The following is an 18,311-nucleotide window of genomic DNA, read 5'->3' on the forward strand; positions in this document are numbered from 1 at the left end:
AAACAAAAAGATGAGAGGCTAGTATCACATTTTTTAGGTCGTTTTACATAATGGATTACAACACTAATTTAATTTGAAAATGTCTCTCCCTTTAATAACAATTGATAAAATACTTCGGATAAGTGTGATAGTCGAAATATTTAACCCAACAATTTTTTTAAATGAATATTAAATAGTTTTTTGAGAAAATACTGAAATACATCTATATGAATTCACTAAAAAATATTATCTTTATTATTTTTTTGATTATATTTATCGGTTTTGTTATAGATGTATTTCTAATAAAAAAATTCCTTTTCTCGTATGTTTATGAAGAATGGCTAATTAATTACAGCCAAGGATTTATAAGAAGAGGATTTCCTGGCTCAATTTTATTTTTTTTTAACAATAACTACAAGATAGATATTTTTAAAATTATTAAATTATTTTCTTACTTCACATTTTTACTTTTCTCTAGTATATATCTTCTCAAAGTAAAGCAGTCAAAAAAAATCCTGGATTTAGAATCATTGATGGTCGTTTTGTTTTTGCCATCTCTAATTCTGTTTCCTTTACATGACCCTCATGTGATTGGAAGAAAAGAGATTCTTTTTTTCTTTGGTTTATTTGTTAATATCTTTTTACTTGAAACATATCTCAAAGTTTTAAACATAAAACAAAATTTTGAAAATGAGCAAGATACAACAAGGATTATTAATCAATATTGTTACAAATTATTTATTTGTTATAATTTGTTATCTATTCCCACAGCACTTAGTCACGAGTCAATTATTTTTCTATCTCTTCCTTTAAACATAATAATTACATCGAATTTCATTCGCTTAAAATTTTCCATTAAACAAGTTGTATTGCGAAGTTTAATAATTTATTTTCCTACTATTTTTATTGCCTTTTTATGTTTTATTTTTCAAGGAAATGACTTATCTAGTATCGGAATTTGTCAATCTTGGCAAGAATATATTAACCAATATAAATCCATAAACTGCGACTCAGCTTACCTGCCAGCTAGGAAAATGTTTACTTTCACAGATAATGTACCTTTAGTATTACAGTACTTTGGGCTTCCCATCCGATATTTTTTCATAGAAGTTTGGACAAATAATATTTCGAGTAATAATGGCTTAGTGTTTATTAAATGGCTATCTGCTTTTTCATTATGTACAATTATATTAATACGTATATCATCAAGAATATTGAGCAATTATGTGGAAAAGTTCAAACAAAAAATTCACTGGCAATATCAATATGATAAATCTCTTGGATTCTACTCTTCAATAAATTTGAATCATTTGATTCCAAGTTTTATTTTTAAATATGCTTTTATACCTTCTATTTTTTCTGCTGTTCTCTATATCATTGCACAAGATTGGGGTAGATGGTTTTTCGTGACTTCTACTAGTTATACTATCTGCCTCTTAAGCCCTGGTTTAATTCTTATTGAAATAGTTGGTAATTTTAAAAATAAGTGTAATAGTAGAGATAAGTTGCAACCGAAGTTTTTATTTTTTATTTATTCTACTTACTTAAAAATTTTAAATCTATTTTGTACATTTCATTCATGTAAAAAAATTAGTAGTATTATTTATTTTTTAACTATTATTTTCACACTTTTTATTTTAAAAATTCCACACCACAGTCATTTTTGGGATTGGTCTTTTAAACCTTGGTTATTACCTTGGCTAAATAGAGTTAAATATTTTGATCAATTTGCTTTAATTGAGATATTAAGTTGATTCAACCAGTTTAATATCTTATTTTTAAATCTTGAAATTAAAAGAGTATTTACTGATGAATATTGTTTTAATAACTGGTTCAGCAGGGCTGATTGGTTCCGAAGCTGTAAGTTTTTTTTGTGAACAAGGCTTCACTGTTGTCGGTATTGACAACAATATGCGCCAAAGATTTTTTGGTGAAGATGCTTCTACAGAATGGAATCGCGATCACCTCATAGATAAGTACGGTGATCTTTATATTCATCACAATGTTGATATTCGAGATCACGAAGCTATTTCTAAAATTTTCCAGACTTATAATCAAGATATTAACCTAATTATTCATACTGCTGCTCAGCCTTCTCATGATTGGGCTGCTAATGAGCCTTATACTGATTTTACCGTTAATGCTAATGGCACTTTAGTTTTATTAGAGAATACGCGTCAAATATGTCCAAATGCTGTCTTCATTTTTTGCTCTACTAATAAAGTTTATGGAGACACACCTAATGGCTTACCACTAATAGAAGAAGAACTACGCTGGGAAATAGATCAGAACCATCTCTACTATCAGGGTATTGATGAAACCATGAGTATCGATAACACCAAACACTCATTGTTTGGCGCTTCAAAAGTAGCCGCAGATGTATTAGTTCAGGAATATGGACGCTATTTTGAGATGAAAACTGCTACTTTCCGGGGTGGGTGTTTAACAGGTCCCAGTCACTCTGGAACAAAGTTGCATGGCTTCTTATCCTATTTGATGAAATGCACAATCACTGAGCAAGCTTATCAAGTATACGGCTATAAAGGGAAGCAGGTTAGAGATAACATTCACAGTTATGACTTAGTAAACGCTTTCTACCATTTTTATCAGAACCCACGAGTTGCAGAAGTTTATAACATTGGGGGTAGTCGTTACAGTAATTGTTCGATGTTAGAGGCTATTCAACATTGTGAAGCTATTACTGAGAAAAAACTAGACTGGAGCTATATTGAATCCAATCGAATTGGAGACCATATTTGGTGGGTTAGTGATGTCAGCAAGTTTCAAAGCCACTATCCAGAATGGCAACTAACCTATACTGTTCCAGATATTTTAAAAGAAATTTTTGCTCAAAATGTAAATCGATGGCTTTAAAAACAGGATTTTGCCCTTATTGAGAATTTTCAAAAAATTGAAAGCAATGCTTAAAAAACTTATGAGGAACCGGATAATTAGGTTCCTCATTTGTGGAATTATTACCGCAGCCTTCAATGTTCTTCTTCTGATTACTCTTCTTGAACTATTGAAAATTGAACAACCTTTACACCGTAATATAGTAAATATTGTCTCAATTGAAATATCTCTGCTATTTAGTTTTTTTATTTATCGTATCTGGGTTTGGTCAGAGGGCAAATGGAATTTTAGAAATATTTGTTTTAGACAAATTCCTATGTACCATATCTCTTATGGATTAGTTATAGTAGTTAGAAGCTTCCTATTGTTTCCTATATTAGATTGGTTAGGTATTAATTACATTATTAATACATTAATAGGAATATTAGTTGGTTCCATTATTAACTATATATTTAGCGAAAAGCTAGTCTTTTGATATAACTTATTTTTTTTTAAATAGTAGGATGTTTCGTTTTAAGAAAATGGAAAATTTTTAAGATACACTAAAAAATAGTCAATTAGTTGAATGCCTTGCAAAAAGATTTAATTTATAATTTAAATCCGTGCTTAAAATTCTCATTAAAAATGAGTAATTCTATTAAAAAAAATAAAAACATATGAATAAGTTATTGTTGGTAAATAAGCTTTTGTCAGGAAAAAAACAATAATTAAAGCACCAACAATTGGATGATAAATATTAAAAAGTTAAACATAAAAAAACCAAAATAACATGATCAAAAGCTCTATAATTTCAGAAAAAAATAGCCAATCTGCAAAAATTCTTAGTATACGTGAACAGTATCGAGATAGCTATTGGTTAAAACGTGATCCAATTTATCAAGACAGGCTTCTCTGGCGAGCGCAATCCTTTCGTCACATGGTACATCTGCTACCAGGGCAAACTATCTTAGAAATAGGTTGTGGTCAAGGTCTGTTTACTCAACAGCTAGTGAAGGTTTCTCGTGCAGAAAACCCAATTACTGCTGTAACTTTTACTGAGATTGCTAGACCAGAAAAGTTATCTCAATGTGTTGAATTCATTAATGCTTACTCGATTCCAGGTGAATTGCAAGAAAAACGATTTGACTTTATAGTTGCAATGGATCTTTTGGATAAGCGTAATTGTCCATGGTTTCTACAAAATGTGTATGAACTACTTAAACCTGGCGGTCAAGTAATTTTTTATGAAAGTAATCCATGGAACGTAGTTCTTAAATGCCGTCGTTTTATTACCCAATTTTTGGGTAATAAAGACCCTCGGCAATTATTAAGTCGCCCTGAACTGTACGAATTAATTTCTGAAATTGGTTTTATTAGAGTATTTGCGATTTACAACGATTTTGTTTACGCACCATTGAAACAACAACTAATATGGCTGCTGCGTAACCTCTCAATTCTCTTAGAAAACCTCTCAGGTATTAAAACCTTAGCTGGAAACATTCTGATCCATGCACAAAAGCCTCCTCGTATAGTTGAGCATCCTCAAATCTCTTTATGCGAGCATGAGCAGTTAAAGAAAGGTGTTTCTGTCGTTATTCCCTGTCATAATGAGGAAATGAATATTGAGCCGCTCATTACTAGATTAAAAGTATTATTTGGCGACTATCTTCATGAAATCATTCCTGTTGATGATAACAGTCGGGATAAGACTCGTGAAGTAATTCAAAAACTGGCTAATGAAAATCCAATTATTAAACCCGTATTTCGTACACCGCCAAATGGTGTAGGTAGAGCGCTTCAAGATGGTTATAAAGTAGCTACAGGGCGCTACATATTATCAATGGATTGTGATTTTCAACATCTTTTGCCAGAAATACGCGATTTATTCGATGCAGCAGCGCAAGGATATGATGTTGTAGTAGGTAGCCGTTTTTCTCGTCATAGTGTGTTGCTAAATTATCCATTTCAAAAAATATTTATGAATCGTGGGTTTCATTTTTTAGCTAGAATTTTGTTCTTCCGCAATATCCGCGATTTAACAAACAACCTTAAACTCATGCGTAAAGAGGTGGTAGAAAAACTTGAATTAACGCAACCAGGATTTTCTATTAATGCTGAAACTGGTCTAAAACCATTGCTGATGGGCTACTCAATCAAAGAAGTTCCCATTTCTTGGATTAATCGCACTCCAGACATGGGAGTATCTTCATTTCGTTTAATAAAAGTTGGTGGAGGCTATTGGCAAGTCATATTTAAACTATGGATTAAATCCATTTTTAAGTTTAAGCATTAAGAGGTTATTTATAAAGTAAAAATAAAATTTATGTAGGGTGTATTAAGCACAGATTTCAATGTGATTGGTCACGAAAAAATAATTTAAGTGCCTAACGCACCAGGTTATATGGCGGTGCATTAGGCTAAAGCCATAACACAAAGGTAATAAAGCGGGAAGAATATCTACACCGCTTTTTGCCTTCCCTACTTAAGATTTACTTTATAAATGGTTTCTAATGCTTGGTATTGGTAGTTTAATAGCGACAATCTAATTGTAGAAGCAAGAAAATCAAGCGAAACTGACTCAATTTATTGGCTTCACTTCACTTTTCATGAACCAGCAACTACTAATGAGCTAATTCCAGTTTGGATAATTTACATAATATAATTTGAAATTTAATATAATGAATAATACTAAATTTAGTAAATGGGAGTATATAGTACCTCTATTTACTGTTGTGTCTCTACTCACTTCATCAGTTATTGTTTCTGGAAAAAAATATTTCTGGAATGATGAGTTTTTATCATTTTATTTATTAAATGATCCATCATTTACGCACATGATAGCTGCTTGGAGCGATACTTTCAATCAAGCACCTCCTTTGTATTTTATACTGGGATGGCTATGGTCAAAAATATTTGGTGCTACAGAAGTATCACTTAGGTTATTTTCAAGTTTAACGTTATGTTTAGCGTTCATAATTATTTGGATAACATTACGCCGTACTTATGATTTTTGGAGTACAGTTATTGGAACTACAAGTGTATTTTGCTTATCCACTTTAGTTTTATATCATAACGCCGAAGTGAGAATGTATGGGTTGTTTACAGCATTTTGTGCATTAGGATTTTTATTGTATGACATCATAATCAGAAGAAAAAATATATCTTCAAAAATTCTTGTTCTCAATACCATTATTCACGGCTTAATAGTTTTAACTCATCTCTATGGAGGTTTTTATAGTGCAGCCATTTTAATCGCAACTTTTATTAGGGATAAATATTTGAATAAAATACGCGTTAATGTTTATTTATCAATAATATGCGGCTGGTTATTTTTATTTCCTCTTTTACCTTTGATGATTAATCAATCTAATAACCATGCTAAATGGATTGCTAGTATTAGTTTAGTTCAAGTAATTAATTATTTGATATTTACACCTAAATTTGCACTATTTATTTTAACACTATTAATAATTTCAATTTTTCTAAACATAATACATCCAAGTATTGCTAATAAAAACAGACAGTCTGAATATAATTTCCAATCAGATTTTCATTTATTAATATTAGCTGTGATGTTTATGGCAGTCCCTGTAATTACTTGGTTTATTACTCAAACAGTTAAACCTATCTTTGGTGAAAGATATATCATACCTACTATTACTATCGGTTGGACTATTTTGTTATCATATTTGTGTACAAAAATATTTCCCTACTTGAATAATATAGAAAATCTGTTTTTTGATAAAAACAAAACTCAATGTATTCTTGTTTTGACTTTAAGTTTTTTACTTATAATTTATCCATTAAAATATGCTACACGAGATGTCGAAGCAATATTACCAAACAGCTATCTTACGAAACCAGGCATAGAAGATGAGCGTTTTGGATACACAGCGCTACCTATTGCTACAGAAGCTGGGCATAATTTTCTGCCACGTTTTTATTATTCTCCAAAAAGTGAAAGATACTTTCATATTCTTGATTGGGAAACGGCATTAAATAATAAAGAAAGTGCTTTTGCAACTGGCGATTATACTCATATGTCAGCCTTAAAACGCCACTACCCTTTCATTAATAGTGTTCAAAGCCGCGATTTCTTGACTGAAAATACTAGGTTTTTAGTTTTGAATGAACCTAAAAATGTTATCAGTTGGTTTGAAGAACGTATTCAGAATACCTCTTTATATAAAATTACACTACTTGGAAAAGTGGATGGTGGATATGGATATCCTTTGGAACTATTTCTTGTAGAAAGTAAATCATTATTGAAATAAATTATTTAAACACAATATTAATTAAAATAAGATATTAACTTGAAAATAGTATGTTATGTTAAACATGAAAAAAATTGATACTAAAAATATTTTATTAATAATTTTTATATGGTTCGTCATAGTCATTCTAGTAAATCCTATAGGCAATTTTCCCTTGAATGATGACTGGGCCTATGGCTGGAGCGTCAAAATATTATTAGAAACGGGAGATTTTCAACTTTCTGACTGGACTGCTACAAACCTTTTACCCCAGGTGTTTTGGGGAGCGCTTTTTTGTCTACCTTTTGGATTTTCATTTACGGCTCTAAGATTTTCTACCTTAACTTTAGGAGTAATTGGTGTCATTACAACTTATCTTTTATTAAGAGAGGTTAATTCTAGTCCTAAATCTTCTCTGCTTGGAGCGCTCACAGTCGCATTCAATCCTTTATATTTTGTACTTTCTAACTCATTTATGAGTGATGTACCTTCTTTAACATTTACAATTTTATCTTTATATTTTTTAATTCGAGGGCTTAATAAAAATTCAAATATTGAAATTATTATTGGTATTTTTCTTTCTTTTATATCTATTCTTAATCGTCAATTGGCTATTGTAATTATGCCAGCATTTAGTTTGGCATATTTAATAAAAAAAGATTTAGAAGTTAAAACATATCTTGCAGCTTTAACTCCTAGTATATTTGGTATAGCCTTGTATTTATCTTATTCACATTGGTTACGGCTAACTGAGAGATTACCTCTTCTTTATAGTTTTCAGGGCAAGCAATTGCTAGAATCTTTTTCGAGAAATTTAATTGAAATTATCGCAATTTATTCTAAAAACTTACTAATTATTTCAATATATTTAGGATTATTTCTATTTCCACTTTTAATAGTTAGGGTTTCTATTGAATATAAAATACTTTCTCTTTGGCAGAAACGAATTAGTATTTCTTGCACATATTTTATAGTGGCGGTAGTTTCAGTATATTTTTTAGTTAAGCGCCTGCAAATGCCTTTAGTGGGCAATGTTCTAGATTCATTCAGTTTAGGTCTTCAAGCATTAGATGGTTATAATGCTTTCTTAAAGCCTACTTCAAGATTTATCATTAGTGCAATTTGGCAAATATTAACATTAGTAGGGGTGGTTGGTGCTGCTTTATTATTTCAGTGCTTATTGTTTGCTATATTCCAAATATTTAGCCTAAAAACAGATTTAAATCGAAAATATTTGTTAATATTAACGATTTCTAGTACAGTTCTATATCTTTTACCAATAGCTGCATTAAAAGATTCTTGGTTTGATCGCTACCTCATTCTCTGCTTACCATTTTTATTGATATTTATCTCAATAAAAATGAACAACGTTTATAAAAATAAGCCTAGCTTAAAAGCAGTTATCATTTGCTTAGTTATGTTAATTTTTTGCGGAGGATTCACCATTACTGCAACCCATGACTACCTTTCTTGGAATCGAGTTAGATGGCAAGCCATAAATGATTTAATGCAAGAGTCTCAAATATCTCCTCATCAAATCAACGGTGGGTTCGAATTTAACGGCTGGTATTTCGGAAACAGGCTGGAAATATGTAATCCTGAGTATCAACAAAATACTCAACAAACTAGTATTAATTGGGGAGACTTCACTTGTCTATGGGGTCAAGGTGAGTATAAATATACTGTTTCTTTTGTGCCTAAAGCTGCTTATGAACTAGAAAAAGAATACTCATTTAAAAGATGGCTACCTTGGAGAGACGAAAAATTATTTGTATTACGTAAAGTTATTTAGAAATTACTTTAAGTTACTTTTTGGATTAATACACACAGCAAAATCAAATATTACAAATAATCTGAACTATTTACCTAAAGCTTGTAAGTATAAGCTTTCCAAGAATATCTCTCAATCTGACTTTTCACGCTATTTATTAGATGCAGGTATATAGATGAACCAACAAGAACTAATTATCGAACCTGGACAAACTCAAAAGCAGTATTGGAAAGATATATGGAAATATCGGGAATTATTTTACTTTCTAGCATGGCGTGATATTTTGGTACGTTATAAGCAAACTGTTATCGGCATGGCATGGGCTTTAATTCGACCATTTTTAACAATGGTAGTATTTAGCGTCATATTCGGAAAGTTGGCTAATTTACCCAGTGAAGGTGGCGCTCCTTACCCAATTCTTGTCTATGCTGCAATGTTACCTTGGCAATTTTTCTCCGGTTCGCTTTCGGAATGTAGCGGTAGTTTAATTGGTAACGCCAACTTACTTTCTAAAGTTTACTTTCCTCGTTTGATTGTGCCAACATCTGCGGTGATTGTTAGTTTTGTAGACTTCATGATTTCTGGCATGATTTTGTTGGGCTTAATGGCCTACTACAATTTTGTACCTGGTTGGCGCATTATTACGCTACCACTATTTATTTTGATTGCCTTTGCAGCATCAATGGGTGCAGGATTGTGGCTGGCATCTTTAACTGTAGAGTATAGAGACTTTCGCTATATTGTGCCATTCATTGTCCAGTTTGGTTTATATATTTCTCCTGTAGGTTTTAGCAGCCAAATAGTACCAGAACAATGGCGCTTTCTATATTCACTTAACCCAATCGTGGGAGTTATTGACGGTTTCCGTTGGGCAATTTTAGGTGGTGAATCACAGATATATTTACCTGGATTTGCATTATCTTTGGTAATTGTGACTCTGTTGTTAATAAGTGGTATTTGGTACTTCCGTAAGATGGAACGTACTTTTGCTGATGTGATTTAGTGAGGAGTTGATTACGTGTCTGATACAGTAATTAGAGTTGAAAACTTAAGCAAAAAATACGTTATTGGTCATCAGCAGGAGGGAAAATCCAAATATAAATCCTTACGAGAAGTTATTAGTAATAGAGCAAATGCATTAAGTAAAAAAATATTGAAACCTGCTGACAAAGAAATTTATAATCTTGAACTTGAAGAGTTTTGGGCATTAAAAGAAGTTTCTTTTGAAATTAAGCGGGGAGACAGAGTTGGCATAATTGGTCGTAATGGTGCAGGGAAGTCCACTCTGTTAAAAATATTGAGTAGAATTACGGAGCCTACGCACGGAAAAATTGAAATTAAAGGACGAGTTGCCAGTTTATTAGAGGTAGGGACAGGTTTTCATCCTGAATTGACGGGAAGAGAAAATATTTTTCTTAACGGTGCAATCTTAGGAATGAGTAAAGCTGAGATAAAGCGAAAGTTTGATGAAATTGTTGAATTTGCAGAAGTTGAAAGATTTTTAGATACTCCAGTTAAGCGTTACTCTTCTGGAATGTATGTGCGATTGGCGTTTGCAGTAGCTGCACATTTAGATCCAGAAATTTTAATTGTGGATGAAGTTTTGGCAGTGGGTGATTCTGCATTTCAAAAGAAATGTTTAGGAAAAATGGAGGACGTTTCTACGAATCAAGGACGCACAGTCCTGTTTGTTAGTCATAGTATGCAAGCGATTGCACAGCTAACTAATCGTTGCATATTGTTTTCAACAGGAAAAATTCGGTTTGATGGTTATACTGACCAAGCAGTGCGGTTATATTTAACTGAGCCAAAAGTTTTGGATGCTCAACCCGCTTATTACAAAGCGCCTCTTAATAAAACTGAAAACCACATAGCTTGGGCCAAAGTACATACCTTTGATGAACAAGGTCTTCATTTTTGGGGTCAGCATATTACTTTTGAGTTCGCTTTAAATATTACTCATCCACATGAAAGTTTGTGGTTTTCTTTTCATGTAGTTAACGAACTGCAACAATCTATTTGTGCATTCTGGTTTTACGATTCCCAAGCCCCCTTCAGAAAAGAAGCAGGAAAATTTATTCTACAATGTTATATACCAAAATTCCGACTCTATATGGGATCATATACTTTAACAACCTGGTTATTAGAGCGTCGTAGCAATACTTTGTTAGAAAAACTCACTTATATTTGCCCTTTTGAAGTAACCATGCACGGTACTGAGAGAGAAGAGTATGAATGGCAATCTAATGAGTGTATTTATTTAGAAGATTCCGTTTGGAAAATAATATAGTACTAAAGAGCCGTAATTTTAGATTATGCAGTTTACTAAACTGGCATTTTTCTGTTCATTCTCCATAAAAGTGCCTGAACAATCATTAATTTTAAACAACTTAATTACCATTAAATAATAATTGAGTCATTAATTAAGCATGAATATCTTAATATCTGTTTCCGATTTAAGTATAGGAGGAGCACAAATATTTGCTGTAAGGTTAGCAATTGCTCTTTCTCAAAATCATTCTGTCTATATTTATAATCATGAACTATTTCAAAAACATAATACATCCAGATTGCTCCAAGAATTACCACATAATATAAAAACTATATATCTTCCATCAAGGCTAAATTGGTTAGCAATAAAAGCAGATGCGCTACTTTTAAGGTTTAAAATTAATGCTCAAATAAGACGAATTATTCGATTTCTTTACTTCAGAGCAATAATCCATTTTTATAATATAAATATTATCAATAGCCACTTGTATCCCTCCGATCAATTTGTTGTAAATGCATTAAAATCTTATAAAATTCCAATAATAATGACTGATCATGGTGAATATCGCTATGTTATTGAGGAAAAAATATCAACACTCGAAGAAGTTCACAAGATAGCAAATAGAGTTAACGGCATAGTATATTGCTCTCGTTCCAATGAAGAAATATTCTCAAAATATATTAAAGAATATAAACCTTTAGAACGGATAATATATTATGGCTTTTTTCGTGAAAATAAAAGAAATATTACTAATTGTGCAAGAGAAAACTTAGGAATACCAAAAAGCTCTTTTGTCTTTGGGATGGTTGCTAGAGGCATACCTGAAAAGGGATGGAATGAAGCGATTCAAGCATTTAAGTCAATTTTATATGTAAGTGATGTAAGCAAAAAAGATATTCATTTAATACTTGTAGGAGAAAGTGACTATCTGTGTTCCTTGAAAGATTCTTTAGAGCCTAGATTAAAATCTGTTATCCATTTTATAGGTTATTCTTCGGAACCAGATTACTGGATTGATGCTTTTAATGTAGCTATGCTACCAACCTATTTTTTTGGGGAAAGTCTACCAAACTCAATTATTGAGTATTTGTCTTTTGGAAAACCTGTTATAGCTACTGATATTGGTGGAATTCCGGAAATGATAAATCACAACGGAGAAACAGCTGGTTTTCTAGTTAGTCTTAGTGAAGATGGTAAAGCAGACACTTCTATTTTGGCAGATAAAATGTTTATGTACATAAATGACTCTAGTTTGCTAGAAAGTCATTCTCGTCTTGCAATGCAGGCATTTGAAAAATTTAAGATGCAGAATTGTGTAGAGTCATATGAATTCTTTTTTAAAGAAATTTTGAATATCAGTTAGAAAAATTGGATTTTAAAAACTCACAAGTAATAATTCTTTTGATTCTTATATCCTGCCTATTAATTATTCATTTTTGAATTTTAGACATAAATAGTTTAAGTAATTGTGGAGAGTAATCAATCACAACTAAAAATTGCCCTGATGTCTTGCGGTGGTCTGTTCGAGGACTTTTTTGATACGGTCGGAGTTTCCTTAGAAATATTTCGCACTGAGCAAACAGGGGGTTGGATGTTCAACTATATAGAGGCTCTGCAACTTGCAGGTGTGCAGACAGTTTTAATATTCATTTCATCTCGTGTTTCACAAACATTACAATTTAAACATGAACCTACTGGTGCAAGAGTTTGTATATTACCAGCACCGATACTTCATCGTAGTTTTCGCTATTTAACTTGTGCAATGAAAATATCGGGTAGGAGTTTATGTAAAAGTATTGATTCTTACCTAGTTTTACCGATTTTATTACTGAGTCACGAATTAAACCAACAAGGTATTAACGCTATCGTCTTTCAAGATTATGAAAATCCTAGCTTCGATATTTGTGTTCTGCTAGGGAAGTTATTACAAATCCCTGTATTTGCCAGTTTTCAAGGGGGTAGTGGTCAGCGCAGTCGTCTGGAACGTCCAATACGTCCATTGACACTACGAGCAAGTACAGGTTTAATTATTGGACCTGAAACAGAGATTCAACGGGTACGCGATCGCTATCAGCTACCATCCCAAAAGATAGCGCAAATCTTCAATCCAATGGATGTGATGGCATGGCATCCATCTGATCGCAATCAAGTAAGAACGTCATTGGGTATTCCAAATCATGCGAGAGTCGCCTTGTGCCACGGTCGTATTGATATTGCCCACAAGGGTTTAGATATTTTGCTGGAAGCCTGGAAACAAATTTGTAGTGAGCGTCCAAATCAGGAATTATGTTTGCTTTTAGTAGGTTCAGGTAGCGATGCACCGGAATTGCATCAGCGTATTGCCTCAATGCAACTAACAAATGTGTTGTGGATAAATGAATATATTCGCGATCGCACTCTGCTTTGGCAATACATCTCAGCCGCAGATGTTTATGTTCTTTCATCTCGATATGAAGGCTTTCCTGTTGCACCAATTGAGGCAATGACTTGTGAACTACCTGTAGTCGCAACCGATGTTAACGGTATACGCGATATTTTTAACGAAGGTGAAGCTTCAGGTGGAATCATAGTACCTCGTGAAGATCCCAGTGCCTTAGCTGCGGCATTAGGTCGCATTTTAGATGCTACATCTCTTGGACGTGAATTAGGCAAACGGGGCCGCCACCGAGCAGAACAAGCTTTTTCATTTGAAGTGATCGGTAAGCAAATGCGTGACTTTCTTTTTCAGAACGAAGTTGACAACTGACCAAATAGTTTTTATGCAGGAACAACACTCATATCGAGCTACGATTCCACCCGTTCCAGATGGAATACATCGTCCACTCTGGTCTGTAATGATACCCAGCTATAATTGTGCATCATATTTGCGTGAAACATTAGCTAGTGTATTAGCCCAAGATCCAGGACTTGAGATGATGCAAATAGAGGTGATTGATGATTACTCTACGAAAGACGATCCTGAAGCAGTAGTTGCCGAACTAGGAAGAGGTCGTGTCAGCTTTTATCGACAGCCCCAAAATGTCGGTCATACGAGAAACTTTGAAACTTGTTTAAAGCGATCGCGCGGAAAATTGATTCATCTACTACACGGTGATGATTGTGTGCGAGAGGGTTTCTATCTGAAAATGCAGCAAGCATTTGATGAAAGACCTGAAATAGGTGCTGCATTTTGCCGTCATATTTTTATGGATGAACATGGGAATTGGCAATTTCTATCTGAATTATTACAACCAAAAAGTGGAGTGTTGAGCAATTGGTTAGAGCGCATTATTGTTAAGCAATATATTCAGACACCCTCAATCGTAGTACGACGTGAAGTATACGAAAGTTTAGGAGGGTTTGATAGACGATTAGCTTGGTATGAAGACTGGGAAATGTGGGTAAGAATTGCTACTGAATATGGCTTCTGGTATGAAGTTGAGCCATTGGCAATATACCGTATGCACTCAGCTTCTAATAGTGGGCGTTATGTACGCACTGGGAAAAATATTCAAGATGTGCGTAGGGGTCTTGAGATTGTTCAATCATACTTACCTAATTACCTACCCAATACGATTGTCAGCCAATTATTAGATAAAAATAGAGAATATTCAGCATTATGCGCTCTGGATACTGCTAGAAAAATGCTTTCAGTTGGTGAAATCGAAGGTGCTAATAATCAAATTCAAGAAGCACTCAAGTGTAGCCAGTCCTTCAAAATCCGTCAGCAAGCCATTAAGCTTTTCGTTAAAAATAGAGTACGGCAAATTTTGCAGCCAGTTAGTACAAGCATATAAGGCTAATTTTACTACACTTTTCATCGTCTTATAATTAAGCAAAAATCAGAAGTTAGGAAATAGATTACAGTTATAGCTATGTCTCTTAAAACTCCTGTAGGGTTTCTTATATTTAACCGTCCTGACTTAACAGAACAAGTATTTGCTGCTATTGCCCAAGCAAAACCTGAAAAGCTGTTCGTTATTGCCGATGGTCCACGCTTTCCCGAAGAAGCCGAAAAGTGTCAACAGACTAGAAGTATTATCAATAAAGTAGATTGGGACTGTGAAGTTTTTACTAATTTCTCAGAAATAAATTTAGGATGTGGTCGTCGGGAGGCTACTGGATTTGACTGGGTTTTTTCGCAAGTAGAGGAAGCTATCTTTTTAGAAGACGATACGTTACCAGCACCATCATTTTTCAGCTTTTGTGAAGCAATGCTGGAACATTATAGACATGATGAAAGAATCATGCACATTAATGGTGATAATTCTGTTAACCACAGTAGAACTGAATACAGTTATTATTTCTCAAAATATATGCACGGGTGGGGCTGGGCTTCTTGGCGAAGAGCCTGGCAACATTATGATTACTATATGAAAACTTGGCCAGAGTTTAAACAGCAAGGCTTACTTGAACTCATTTTTGAAGATTTATACGAACAACAATATTGGACAAATCTCTTTGACCAAATGTATGAAGATCCACAAGTAATAGACACATGGGATTATCAATGGACTTATGCTTGTTGGTCTCAAGGTGGTTTAGTCATAGCACCTAATAAAAACCTGATTACAAATCTGGGTTTTAATAGACCAGATGCTGCTCATACAACAGGTGATAGCCCACGCTCTAAATTGGCAACAACGGATATTTGGAAAATTAAGCATCCTCCATTTATAGTTAGGCAAACACAAGCAGATCAGCACACCTTTGACTATATTTTTGGAGGTAAACAAATGCGACAGCAAGACCAACCACTGATGAAAATTCGCCGACGGTTATCTTCGGTGAAAAAAAAGCTGCTCTTTGTATCTTAATGTTATATGAATGTTTTACACATCAACCAATCTGATATTTCTGGTGGAGCAGCGCTCGCAGGCTACCGACTACATCAAGGTTTATTGAAACAAGGTATTAACTCAAAACTGTTGGTTGGTATAGTTAAAACTGATCATAGTGAAGTTGCTGCTGTACCTCGTAAGCATCGCTTAGAAAATCAATTATTTCGTCTGAATAGGCTCTTAGGATTAAATTATCTTCATTTAGTAAGCACATTTGATATTTTAAAACATAATTTCTATCAACAAGCTGATATTATTAATTTCCATAATCTGCACACTGAGTATTTTAATTATTTAGCTATTCCCGCATTAACTAAAAGTAAACCTGCTATTTTTACACTCCATGATATGTGGAGCTTTACTGGACATTGCGCTTACAGTTATGATTGCGATCGCTGGCAACAAGGTTGCGGTCAGTGTCCCTACCCTGAGACATATCCGGCAATAGCTAGAGATAATACCAGACTGGAATGGAAACTGAAAAACTGGGTTTATAGTAACTCTCGTCTGATGATAATAACTCCCAGTCAATGGCTGACTGAGCAGACAAAAAAGAGTATGCTTAACCGCTTTCCCATTTATCATATACCAAATAGTATTGATACAGATGCTTACCAACCCTTAAATAAAGATAAATGTAGGGACATTTTACGTATTCCTGCTCAGAAAAAAGTACTCATGTTTGCTGCGGATAGCCTTAAAGATTCCCGTAAAGGTGGGGATTTACTTGTAAAAGCATTGCAAAGCCTACCTGAATCGTTAAAAACAGAGACATTATTGCTAACTTTAGGTAACGGAGGCGAAAAAATTGGTGATGTAGTGGGAATACCAACTTTAAACCTTGGTTATGTAAGTAGCGATCGCCTTAAATCCATAGCTTACTCTGCGGCTGACTTATTCATTTTTCCCACTCGTGCTGATAACTTACCCTTAGTACTACAAGAAAGCATGGCTTGTGGTACGCCGATGGTCTCTTTTAAAATTGGTGGAGTACCTGATTTAGTACGTCCAGGCATAAGTGGTTACCTAGCTCAACCAGAAGATACTCAAGATTTTTGTCATGGGATTATTCAATTACTAGAAAATGAACAGTTACGAATAACAATGAGTGAAAATTGTCGAGCGATTACGCTTAAAGAATATGCTCTAGATTTACAAGCAAAAAGGTATATTGAAATCTACCAAAAGGTTTTGTATTCATAATACTTTTACTTGAGTGATTCTTACTTGGTTCTGCACAACTTTTTTTAAAAATACTTTTTAAACTTAAGTATATTAAATTAATGCCACCGAAAGTTTCTATTTGTCTCCCTAATCTCAATAATCGAAGATTTTTACCGGAGCGCTTAGACAGCATTTTGTCCCAAACTTTTCAAGATTGGGAACTTGTAATAGTCGATAGTTATTCTGATGATGGTGCATGGGAATTATTACAAGAATATGCAGCCAAAGAGCCTCGAATTAGACTATTTCAAGCACCACGCGAAGGTATTTATGCAGGATTTAATGCGTGCATACGCCTTGCTCATGGTGAGTATATTTACATTGCAACTAGCGATGACACAATGAGGTCAGACTGCTTAGAAAAAATGGTCAAAGCTCTTGATTCTAATCGTGACTGTAATTTATGCCAGTGTGGTTTGGTATTTATTGATGAAAAATCTCAACCCCTTCCTCCAGATAAACAGTGGAATCAGTTTGGCGCGTGTAATTACTTCAAATTATGGTTAGAGAAATACCATAAAAGATTGGCTCCTCATGACGGTATTCTTCACTTTGCGGTTAATACTGTCTATACCTCTGTGACGCAATTACTTATCCGCAAGCGGGTTTTTGATGAAATAGGTTACTTTGAAACTTGCTGGGGGCCTATGGGAGATTTTGAATGGGGAATGCGTGCATCTTTGCTCTACAACACAGTATATCTTCCTGAATATTTAGCAACTTGGCGTAAACATTCGGCTCAAGCAACCACAAACCCTTATACTCCTAAAAATCTCAATAATCTACTCAGAATGGCCCATCATGCTTTGAAAATAGCGAAAAAGCTTAACCCTAAGAAAGTAAAAGGAATTTCATTTTCAGAATTGGCTTTTGAATATGAAATGGCAATGGTTACTGTAGGCATTAATGAACGAAAGCAAGTAATTGCCAAGCTTATTTATTTATTTCACTGCCTATTTAAAATACCTAAAACCGTGACATACTATATATTAAATAAAATATTTTATTCTAATAAAAATAAAGATAGTTCAATTAATTGGATAACTTCCAAAATTATAAATTTAGGTGTGTCTGGGCCAATTGAAATAAATATTACTCAGCTAAATGAAAATTTAAAATAGTATTTGTATCCAAATTAATAGAATTTTAATTAAATTAAT

The 18,311-nt window shown here is 33.6% G+C and carries 14 protein-coding genes; all 14 read left to right on the plus strand.

Features of this window, described 5'->3' with window-relative positions; genetic code table 11:
* Nucleotides 1-206 precede the first annotated feature (206 nt).
* A complete protein-coding gene (locus H6G18_RS04455) occupies nt 207-1,733 on the plus strand; it encodes a hypothetical protein (protein ID WP_190405883.1) in 1,527 nt (508 codons plus the stop codon).
* A gap of 55 nt (nt 1,734-1,788) precedes the next feature.
* Nucleotides 1,789-2,853, plus strand: a complete 1,065-nt coding sequence (locus tag H6G18_RS04460) for an NAD-dependent epimerase/dehydratase family protein (protein ID WP_190405884.1) — start codon at nt 1,789-1,791, stop codon at nt 2,851-2,853.
* Between the two features lie 61 nt (nt 2,854-2,914).
* Nucleotides 2,915-3,307 carry a GtrA family protein gene (locus H6G18_RS25230; RefSeq protein WP_390824733.1) on the plus strand — a complete coding sequence of 131 codons (393 nt, stop codon included), beginning with the start codon at nt 2,915-2,917 and terminating at the stop codon, nt 3,305-3,307.
* 294 nt (nt 3,308-3,601) lie between these two features.
* On the plus strand, nt 3,602-5,104 hold the full coding sequence (locus H6G18_RS04470) for a glycosyltransferase (protein WP_190405886.1): 1,503 nt from the start codon (nt 3,602-3,604) through the stop codon (nt 5,102-5,104).
* Nucleotides 5,105-5,489: 385 nt separating this feature from the next.
* Nucleotides 5,490-7,085 carry a glycosyltransferase family 39 protein gene (locus tag H6G18_RS04475; protein ID WP_190405887.1) on the plus strand — a complete coding sequence of 532 codons (1,596 nt, stop codon included), beginning with the start codon at nt 5,490-5,492 and terminating at the stop codon, nt 7,083-7,085.
* A gap of 154 nt (nt 7,086-7,239) precedes the next feature.
* Nucleotides 7,240-8,856, plus strand: a complete 1,617-nt coding sequence (locus H6G18_RS04480) for an ArnT family glycosyltransferase (protein ID WP_190405888.1) — start codon at nt 7,240-7,242, stop codon at nt 8,854-8,856.
* Nucleotides 8,857-9,010: 154 nt separating this feature from the next.
* Nucleotides 9,011-9,838 (plus strand): ABC transporter permease, encoded by an 828-nt coding sequence (locus tag H6G18_RS04485; RefSeq protein WP_190405889.1) that lies wholly within the window; start codon nt 9,011-9,013, stop codon nt 9,836-9,838.
* Nucleotides 9,839-9,853: 15 nt separating this feature from the next.
* Complete coding sequence (locus H6G18_RS04490; protein WP_190405890.1) at nt 9,854-11,125, plus strand: ABC transporter ATP-binding protein; 1,272 nt, start codon at nt 9,854-9,856, stop codon at nt 11,123-11,125.
* A 139-nt stretch (nt 11,126-11,264) separates the two neighbouring features.
* Entirely contained in the window at nt 11,265-12,470 is a 1,206-nt protein-coding gene (locus tag H6G18_RS04495) for a glycosyltransferase family 4 protein (RefSeq protein WP_190405891.1), read from the plus strand.
* Between the two features lie 105 nt (nt 12,471-12,575).
* On the plus strand, nt 12,576-13,853 hold the full coding sequence (locus tag H6G18_RS04500; RefSeq protein ID WP_313954414.1) for a glycosyltransferase family 4 protein: 1,278 nt from the start codon (nt 12,576-12,578) through the stop codon (nt 13,851-13,853).
* A gap of 13 nt (nt 13,854-13,866) precedes the next feature.
* Entirely contained in the window at nt 13,867-14,883 is a 1,017-nt protein-coding gene (locus H6G18_RS04505) for a glycosyltransferase (RefSeq protein ID WP_190405892.1), read from the plus strand.
* 78 nt (nt 14,884-14,961) lie between these two features.
* Nucleotides 14,962-15,903: a glycosyltransferase family 2 protein gene (locus tag H6G18_RS04510; protein WP_190405893.1), complete on the plus strand. Its 942-nt coding sequence runs from the start codon at nt 14,962-14,964 to the stop codon at nt 15,901-15,903.
* A gap of 6 nt (nt 15,904-15,909) precedes the next feature.
* Nucleotides 15,910-17,130 carry a glycosyltransferase family 4 protein gene (locus H6G18_RS04515; protein ID WP_190405894.1) on the plus strand — a complete coding sequence of 407 codons (1,221 nt, stop codon included), beginning with the start codon at nt 15,910-15,912 and terminating at the stop codon, nt 17,128-17,130.
* Nucleotides 17,131-17,210: 80 nt separating this feature from the next.
* The gene (locus H6G18_RS04520; RefSeq protein ID WP_190405895.1) at nt 17,211-18,272 is read left to right on the plus strand and encodes a glycosyltransferase family 2 protein; all 1,062 of its coding nucleotides are present in this window, start codon (nt 17,211-17,213) and stop codon (nt 18,270-18,272) included.
* Nucleotides 18,273-18,311 lie beyond the last annotated feature (39 nt).

Origin of the sequence: Anabaena subtropica FACHB-260 (assembly GCF_014697105.1) — a bacterium.
In the GTDB taxonomy this organism is placed as follows: Bacteria; Cyanobacteriota; Cyanobacteriia; order Cyanobacteriales; family Nostocaceae; genus Trichormus; species Trichormus subtropicus.